The sequence below is a fragment of the Streptomyces himastatinicus ATCC 53653 genome (assembly GCF_000158915.1).
Taxonomy (GTDB): domain Bacteria; phylum Actinomycetota; class Actinomycetes; order Streptomycetales; family Streptomycetaceae; genus Streptomyces; species Streptomyces himastatinicus.
The window spans coordinates 8,316,778-8,324,649 of sequence record NZ_GG657754.1 but is presented as its reverse complement, the minus strand read 5'-3'; the positions used below and the strand labels follow the sequence as shown (position 1 = coordinate 8,324,649).

The window sequence follows — 7,872 nt, the reverse complement described above, 5'->3', positions numbered from 1 at the left end:
CTCGTTGAGGTACGGGTCGACGCTGACCATGAAGTCGAGCCCGGCCAGGGCCCGGTCGAGCCGGTCGCCGTCGGGCGCGGACAGCACGGGGTTCCCCGCGATCGCCAGCACCGCCCGTATCCGCCCCTCGCCCGGCGTCTCGATCTCCTCGGCGAGCGCGACGGCGGGCAGCTCACCCTTCGCCTCGGGGTGGCCGCTGACCCTGCTGTGCCAGCGGCCGAGCGCGAACCCCTTCCCGGGCGCCGCCGGGCGCTTCCACCCGCCGGTCGCGGAGAGCGGGAACATCATGCCGCCGGGCCGGTCGAGGTTCCCGGTGAGGGCGCCCAGGACGTCGACCAGCCAGTTGGTGAGCGTGCCGAACTCGACCGTGCTGGAGCCGACACGCCCGTACGCCACGGCCCGGGGCGCGGCGGCGAACTCGCGGGCGAGGGTACGGATCTCCTCCGCTGGTACGTCACAGGCGTCGGCCACGGCCTCCGGGGTGAAGCCCGCGGCCAGGCCCTTGATCTCGTCGATGCCGCTGAGGTGTGCGCCGAGCGCCCCGGGGGCCACCAGCCCCTCGTCGAACAGCACCGACACCATTGCGAACAGCAGCAGCGCGTCCGTGCCGGGCCGGATCGCCACATGACGGTCGGCCAGCTTGGCGGTGCGGGTGCGCCGCGGATCGATCACCACCAGCTTGCCGCCGCGCCGCCGCAGGGCGCGCAGCCGGCCGGGGAAGTCGGGGGCGGTGCAGAGGCTGCCGTTGGAGTCCAGCGGGTTGGCGCCGATCATCAGGAGGTGGTCCGTACGGTCCAGATCGGGCACCGGGATGGCGAAGGCGTCCCCGAACATCAGCCCGCTGGAGACGTGCTTGGGCATCTGGTCGAGGGTGCTCGCGGTGAAGACGTTGCGGGTGCGCAGGGCGCCGAGCAGCACCGGCACGAAGAGCGCCCCGGCCACGGTGTGGACCGTGGGGTTGCCGAGGACGACGCCCGTGGCCTGCGGCCCGTGGTCCCGCAGGACCTCCCCGAACCCCTCCGCGACGGCGGCGAACGCCTCCTCCCACGATGCCTCCCGGAGCTGCCCGTCCCGTCGTACCAGGGGCGCCCGCAGCCGGTCGGGGTCGCCGTCCAGCTCCCCGAACGAGGCACCCTTGGGACAGATGAACCCCCGGCTGAAGACGTCCTCGGCATCGCCGCGCGCCCGGGTGACCGTGCCGTCCTCGATGGTCAGGGTGAGCCCACAGGTGGCCTCGCAGAGCGGGCAGATACGCAGTGCGGTACGGCTCATCGGTCCCTCCCGGGGACGGTACGGCTGCGACGGCGCCTCACCATACCGGCCGGTATGCCGTCGGGGTACCGCTCGCGCGGACCCTTAACCGGACGCCGCTAATCCAGCACGCGCGCCAGATAGGCCCGCAGCAGCTCCTTCGTCTCGGCCACGACCGCCGGGTCGCCCTCCGGGTCCACCCGGAAGGCCAGCCGCAGCAGCGCGTCAGCCGTCTCGACCGCGAGCAGGAACGCGACCCGAAGACGCTCGTCGGCCTCGGCGGTGCCGTCGATGCCCAGCGGTTCGGCGAGCAGGGCGCGCAGGCGGTCGGCCACCAGATGGTTGGGCTGGTCGGGCAGTCCGGTCGCCGGGACCGGCATGCCGAACTCGACGAGCGCGAAGCCCGGCGCGCCGCGCTTCATCTCCAGGTATTCGTCCACCACGACGTCCATCGCGGCACGCCAGTCGCTTCCGTCCGCCCCGGCCCCGGCCAGCCGCCGGGTGATGCGCGCGGCGTACTCGTCGAGGTTGCGGTGGGCCAGGGCCTCGGCCATGGCCCGTTTGTTGGAGAAGAAGCGGTAGACGGAGCCGATGGGCACCTGGGCGCGCTCGGCGACCGCGCGGGTGCTCAGCTCCTCGTAGCTCATCTCGTCGAGCAGCTCGGCGCAGGCGTCGAGGATCCGGCCGAGGCGCTCGGCGCTGCGGCGCTGGACCGGTGGGCGGCGGAGAGGCGGTATGGGCACGCCACCATCCTGCCCGATCATTGACGTAAGCCCTCTTCGATTCCTATCGTCGGACAGAGGATTCGTCGGAGCGTCGGGAGCACGCCATGGGCGAGGGCACGGGGATCGAGCGAGCGCGCAAGACCGCCGAAGGGCTGGTGTACGCCTCCGGGTTCGGCAACGAGCACAGCAGCGAGGCGGTCCCCGGCGCACTGCCCGTCGGCCGCAACGCGCCCCAGCGCGCCCCCCTCGGGCTGTACGCGGAGCAGCTGAGCGGCACCGCCTTCACCGAGCCGCGCGCCCACAACCGCCGCTCCTGGCTGTACCGCATCCGCCCCTCGGCCGCGCACCCGCCGTATCTCCGCATCGACAACGGCACCCTGAGCGGCGCCCCCTTCGCCGACTCCGCCCCGGACCCCAACCGGCTGCGCTGGGACCCGCTGCCGGAGCCCGCCGGGCCCACCGACTGGCTGTCCGGGCTGTGGACGCTCGGCGGCAACGGGGACGCCACCCAGCGCACCGGCATGGCCATCCACCTCTACGTCGCCGACGCGCCCATGACCGACCGGGTCTTCAGCGACGCGGACGGCGAGCTGCTGATCGTCCCCGAGCGCGGCGGGCTGCTGCTCCACACCGAGCTGGGGCTGCTGCGCGCCGAGCCGGGCCATGTCGCGCTCATCCCGCGCGGGGTGCGCTTCCGGGTCGAACCGCTCGACCCCGTGGTCCGCGGCTACGTGTGCGAGAACTACGGCCGCCCCTTCGTCCTCCCCGACCTCGGCCCCATCGGCGCCAACGGGCTGGCCAACGCCCGCGACTTCCTGGCCCCCGTCGCGGCGTACGAGGACGTGGAGCGCCCGGTGGAGGTGGTCAACAAGTTCTGCGGCAACCTATGGGCCGCGACGTACGACCACTCCCCCCTCGACGTCGTCGCCTGGCACGGCAACCACGTGCCGTACGTATACGATCTGCGCCGTTTCAACGTCATGGGCACCATCAGCTACGACCACCCCGACCCGTCCATCTTCACGGTGCTCACCTCGCCGTCCGACACCCCCGGGCTCGCGGGAGTCGACTTCGTGGTGTTCGCGCCGCGCTGGCTGGTCGGCGAGGACACCTTCCGGCCGCCGTACTTCCACCGCAATGTGATGAGCGAGTACATGGGCCTGATCGAGGGCGCGTACGACGCCAAGACGGCCGGTCCTGGCGGCTTCGTCCCCGGCGGCGGCTCGCTGCACAACATGATGTCGGCGCACGGCCCCGACCACGACACCTTCGAGGCGGCGAGCGCGGCCGAGCTGACGCCCCGGAAGCTGGACGACGGGCTGGCGTTCATGTTCGAGACGCGCTGGCCGGTCACGGCCACCCGGCAGGCGATGGAGTCCGACCGGCTCCAGAGGGGCTACGACGCGGTGTGGCAGGGTCTGGAGCGCCACTTCCGCGAGTGAGCCTCAAGGCCGTCAGCGACCGTGACCGGAGAGCCGCGTTGTGACCACCTTCGCCCCCGACTCCCTCGCCCTCAACCGCAAGCTCCCGCTCTGGTACCAGGTCTCGCAGTCGCTGCGCGCCTCCATACTCGGCCGCGGGCCCGACGAGCCGCTGCGGCTGCCGACCGAGGACCGGCTCGCCGAGCACTACGGCGTCAGCGTCCTCACCATGCGGCAGGCGCTGAAGGAGCTGGAGACGGAGGGCCTGATCAGCCGCCACCGGCGGCGCGGCACCTTCATCGAGCCGAGCGCCCGGCGCGGCACCCCGGTGCGACTGCTGGGCTCGGTGGACGCGATCGTGGCCCAGCAGTCCGGCGAGCGGACCACGGTCCTGGAGCACGGCCCGGCGCCGGTCCCGGCGGAGCTGGCCGGGTACTTCCCCGGTCTGGAGGAGGCCGCCTCCTACCGCAGGCTGCGCCGGGACGAGCACGGCGACGAGCCCACCAACTGGGCCGAGAACCTGGTCCGCCCCGAACTCGCCGCCCGCATCGACCTCGCGGACCTGGCGCGCTGGCCGATGACGAAAGGTGCTGCGGGACGCGGTGGGGGTGCGGATCAGCCGCATCACCGACACTGTGGAGGCGCGCCTGGCCGATCCGGAGACCGCCCGCCTCCTCCAGATCCCGCTGCTCAGCCCGATCCTCCACTACACGGGGGTGACGTACGACGAGGCGGGCCGCGTGGTCGACGTGGCCCGCATCCACTACCGCGGCGACCGCTTCTCGTTCTCGGTGACGGTGGACGCCGACTGACCTTGGCGTCCGCCGCGGCGAGTGAGCTGAAGGGGCGCGACGGTGTCGAAAGGGAGAGCGCGCGCAGGGAGCGAGGAACGAGCGACCGAGCACGGTCGACCGTCGACACCGTCTTAGGCGCCCCGGAGGCGAACCGAGCCCCGAAGACACAGCTACGATGCCCGGGCTGACCGACGTACGTGCCGGGTGAAAGGCGGCAGGGTGACGGCAACCCGAGACGCATCGCTGCTGGCGGATCTCATGCCCTGGTCCGTGCGGCCGCCACGGTTCGGGCGGGGCTGGGTCGCGGGGCCGGACGCGGGGGCGCTGCGGGCCCGCTGGGCGCGGCTGGTGGGCGCCGGGGACGAGGCGGAGCGGGCGGCGCTGTTCCGGCCGAGCCGCGCCCGTACGCTGCACACCTCCGTACCGCAGCTGCCCGGCCAGGCCACCTCGACCGCCCGGCTGGCCCGCGAGGACGGGCCGTGTCCGGAGCCGGTGCGGGTCGCACACGGGCCGTTCGACCAGCAGTGGCTGATACCGGATCACCGCTTGCTCGACGCCGCCCGCCCCGAGCTGTGGCGGGTCGCGGACGACCGGCAGATCCATGTGGTGGAGGCGGGCGGGCCCGACCCCGATCCGGCGCTCACCTTCTCGGCGCTGCTGCCGGACGGCCACTCCCCCGCCGGGCGCCCCGGGCTGATCCGCCCCCTCTACCGCCGCCCCGGCGGCCGCGAACCCAATCTCGCGCCGGGGCTGCTCGCCCACCTCGGTGAGCGGCTCGGCCTTCCGGTCGCCGCCGAGGACTTCCTCGCCTGGGCCGCCGCCGCGCACCGGGGCGCGCCGTGCGCCGTACCGCTGACCGCCGACCCCGAGACCTGGGAGACGGGCGTGGAGCTGGGACGCCGTGCGCTGTGGCTGCATACGCGCGGGGGGCACAGTGGTGAGCGCCCGCGCATGCCGGGCGGCCAGCGCCCGTACGTACGGGCCGCACTGCCCGAGCGCGGGCTGCCGGACACGATCGGTTACGACCCGGACGAGGCGGCCCTGCATCTGGGCACGGGCCGCATCTCTCCCGTACCGCGGGCCGCGTGGGAGTGCCATGCGGGCGGGGTGCGGGTGCTGGAGGCGTGGTTCGAGCGGCGTACGGCGCATGCCGAGGCGGGCACGCTGGAGGCGGTCGGCGCTCCGGCCGGGTGGCCGCGGGCCTGGACGTCGGAGCTGCTGGAGCTGATCACCGTGCTGGCGCTGCTGGCCGAGCTGCGCCCGGCCCGGGAGGCGCTGGCCGACCGGGTGGCCGGAGGGCCGGTGGTGGGCCCGGAGGAGCTGCGCGCCGCGGGGGTGCTGCCGGTGGCCGCCGGGGCCCGCCGCCCGGCGTCGGTGCTGGATCACCAGGAGGAGGGACCGGAGGGCCAGTTCGCGCTGCTGTGACCCGCCGTGGCACGGCCGGACGGCACGCATCCCGGGAGGCCGGTGGTGTGCCGTGGCTCACAGCGTGAAGTCACGGCGCTGAGCACCGGCTGGAGCGGGCCGGTGCCTCCTGCCTACCCGGGATGCGGATGCAGTCGTGCGCGGGTGTGCCGCGCCTGGCGGGGCGGTCGGACGCGGTGGGTCAGGCGTGGTTGCCGAACAGCGAGCGCCGCAACCGGCGCAGCGGCGCGAACAGCGACACCCGGGCACCCCGGTTGTTCTTCGCGCGTGCGTGATCGCGTGCGATCAGCTCCTGCATCAGCACCGTCGCGCCCTCGGCCTCCCGCTGGGGGACGGCCGGGCCGCCCAGCACCGCGAGATGGCGGTCGAGCCGTGCGCTGGACGCTCCGCTCCCGCAATGAATGGCAGGCACTCGGGGCCTGCTCCGTACTGTTATCTGCTCCATGTCACTCCCCACCCGTTCGAGGGCACCCGCCCCGGGCAGAGTAACCCTACCTCCCCGAGCCGTCACCTGCGCATCCCAGGTTCCTGATTCACCACCACGTCAAGGGTGTTGACGCCCATACAGTGAAGATCGGCCCCGGTGAGAGCCGCTTTGCCATTCGTGACAAATTACGGAACGCGCCAAGCCATTCGGCCCTCCGCCCCGAATAGCCGCATGAAGGAACATCCGGCAAGGTGCGAAGGACCGACACGATGACCGCAATCACCAGGAGCTTGGCCGGGCTCGTCTGCTGCTCGCTGGCCGCGGGCGCGCTCACGGCCGCCGGCGTCGCGGCGCTACAGCCACAGACGGCGGCAGCCTCCAGCCACCGGGAGGCGCCACTGATCTCGGGGCAGCCGCAGTACGACGCGACGGACGTGTACGCGTTCCAGAGCCCCGACAAGTCGGACACGACCACCTTGGTCACGAACTTCCTGCCGTTCCAGGACCCGGCCGGCGGCCCGAACTTCTACAAGTTCGGCACGGACGCCCGGTACGACCTGCACGTCGACAACGACGGCGACGGCCAGGGCGATCTGCTCTTCCGCTGGACGTTCGAGGACCATGTGAAGAACGGGGACACGTTCCTCTACAACACCGGCCCGGTCGAATCGCTCGACGACCCGGACCTCAACTTCACCCAGAGCTACGACCTCGAGGTGATCAAGCTCAAGAACCAGCGGGCCGTCGCCCGGGCCAAGCTCGCCGACGATCTGCCGGTCGCCCCGTCGAACGTCGGCAAGGCGTCGATGCCCGACTACAAGAAGCTCCGCGACCAGGCGGTCCAGAAGATCGGCTACAGCGGCGGCTCGACCAGCTTCGCCGGTCAGGCCGACGACCCGTTCTTCGCCGATCTGCGGGTCTTCGACCTGCTCTACGGCGGCGACATGTCGGAGGTCGGCAACGACACCCTCAAGGGGTACAACGTCCAGTCCCTGGCCCTCCAGGTCCCGACCAAGGCGCTGACCGAGTCCGACGACCAGCCGGTGATCGGCGTGTGGTCCACCGTCCACCGCAGGAGCGCGGACGGCGACTGGGCCCAGGTCTCCCGGCTCGGCAACCCGCTGGTCAACGAGGTCGTCCTGCCGCGTAAGGACAAGGACAAGTTCAACGCCTCGGCCCCGTGGGACGACGGCCAGTTCCTGAAGTCCGTCACGGAACCGGAACTGCCCAAGCTGATCGAGCAGATCTACAAGATCGAGGCCCCGGACACCCCGCGTGACGACCTCGTGCAGGTCTTCCTGACCGGCGTGCCCAAGCTCAACCAGCCGCCGCACGTCCGCCCCTCCGAGATGCTGCGCCTCAACACCTCCATCAAGCCCTCCAAGGACCCCAAGCGGCTCGGTGTGCTCGACGGTGACAACGCCGGGTTCCCCAACGGACGGCGGCCGCTCGACGACGTCCTCGACATCTCGCTCCAGGCCGTCGAGGGCGAGCTCCTCGGCAAGAAGAACGATCTGGGCGACGCGGTCGACAAGAACGACCAGGAGTTCTACGGCGCCTTCCCGTTCCTCGCGCTGCCCAGCTCCGGTTCGGACGCCAAGGCCGTCTCCAAGAGCGCCGGTTCGTCCCTGCTGGAAGGCGGCTCGGGCATCGGCGGCTCCTCGGAGGACACCATGCTGCTCGCCGGGTCCGCGGCGGGTGGCGGCGGCGCCGTCCTGCTGGTGGGCCTCGGGCTCCTCTGGTTGCGCAAGTCGCGCCGTCCCGCCCGCGCACGCAGGCACTGACCCTCTCGCACCACCCCGCGGGCGCGGTCCCGCCCTCGCACGCTC

At 72.5% G+C, this 7,872-nt stretch carries 6 protein-coding genes and 1 pseudogene; 4 read left to right on the top strand and 3 right to left on the bottom strand.

What is annotated here, in order from left to right; genetic code table 11:
* Together SSOG_RS35570 and SSOG_RS35565 are read right to left on the bottom strand one after the other, a co-directional pair.
* On the bottom strand, positions 1-1,272 hold a 1,272-nt coding region (locus SSOG_RS35570), incomplete at its 3' end, for a molybdopterin-dependent oxidoreductase (RefSeq protein WP_009719106.1).
* A gap of 98 nt (positions 1,273-1,370) precedes the next feature.
* A complete protein-coding gene (locus SSOG_RS35565; protein WP_050800054.1) occupies positions 1,371-2,015 on the bottom strand; it encodes a TetR/AcrR family transcriptional regulator in 645 nt (214 codons plus the stop codon).
* Positions 2,016-2,080: 65 nt separating this feature from the next.
* On the opposite strand from SSOG_RS35565, the gene hmgA reads away from it, so the two are divergent.
* The 3 genes and pseudogenes from hmgA (at position 2,081) to SSOG_RS35550 (ending at position 5,616) form a co-directional block, all read left to right on the top strand.
* Positions 2,081-3,418: a homogentisate 1,2-dioxygenase gene (gene hmgA / locus SSOG_RS35560; RefSeq protein ID WP_009719104.1), complete on the top strand. Its 1,338-nt coding sequence runs from the start codon at positions 2,081-2,083 to the stop codon at positions 3,416-3,418.
* A gap of 40 nt (positions 3,419-3,458) precedes the next feature.
* A pseudogene (locus tag SSOG_RS35555) lies at positions 3,459-4,209 on the top strand (GntR family transcriptional regulator).
* 240 nt (positions 4,210-4,449) lie between these two features.
* The gene (locus SSOG_RS35550) at positions 4,450-5,616 is read left to right on the top strand and encodes a type ISP restriction/modification enzyme (RefSeq protein ID WP_050800053.1); all 1,167 of its coding nucleotides are present in this window, start codon (positions 4,450-4,452) and stop codon (positions 5,614-5,616) included.
* Between the two features lie 181 nt (positions 5,617-5,797).
* Here the strand turns inward: SSOG_RS35550 and SSOG_RS35545 are convergent, their stop codons facing one another.
* Positions 5,798-6,061 carry a hypothetical protein gene (locus SSOG_RS35545; RefSeq protein WP_009719101.1) on the bottom strand — a complete coding sequence of 88 codons (264 nt, stop codon included), beginning with the start codon at positions 6,059-6,061 and terminating at the stop codon, positions 5,798-5,800.
* 251 nt (positions 6,062-6,312) lie between these two features.
* On the opposite strand from SSOG_RS35545, the gene SSOG_RS35540 reads away from it, so the two are divergent.
* Complete coding sequence (locus SSOG_RS35540; RefSeq protein ID WP_039939446.1) at positions 6,313-7,827, top strand: DUF4331 domain-containing protein; 1,515 nt, start codon at positions 6,313-6,315, stop codon at positions 7,825-7,827.
* Positions 7,828-7,872 lie beyond the last annotated feature (45 nt).